General features: G+C 60.1%; 1 protein-coding gene. It reads left to right on the top strand.

The features are described from left to right. Nucleotides 1-40: 40 nt before the first annotated feature. On the top strand, nt 41-351 hold a 311-nt coding region (locus tag KQH55_RS16050; RefSeq protein WP_235091668.1), incomplete at its 3' end, for a hypothetical protein.

Genomic DNA, 351 nt, shown 5'->3' with positions numbered 1-351 from the left:
GCGTTGGGATGTGAAGCCAGCCGATCTGCAAGACGCACCGATGGACGAAACCGCTTCGTACGATGAGCGGTTGAGCCAGCCGAAGGGGCAGAAAAAACCCTCGCGTTGGGATGTGAAGCCGGCCGGTCTGCAAGACGCACCGATGGACGAAACCGCTTCGTACGATGAGCGGTTGAGCCAGCCGAAGGGACAGAAAAAACCCTCGCGTTGGGATGTGAAGCCAGCCGATCTGCAAGACGCACCGATGGACGAAACCGCTTCGTGCGATGAGCGGTTGAGCCAGCCGAAGGGGCAGAAAAAACCCTCGCGTTGGGATGTGAAGCCGGCCGGTCTGCAAGACGCACCGATGGA

This window comes from Mycetohabitans sp. B3 (assembly GCF_021498065.1).
Classification (GTDB): domain Bacteria; phylum Pseudomonadota; class Gammaproteobacteria; order Burkholderiales; family Burkholderiaceae; genus Mycetohabitans.
The sequence above is the reverse complement of the archived record's forward strand: the minus strand, read 5'-3'. Positions and strand labels throughout refer to the sequence as shown.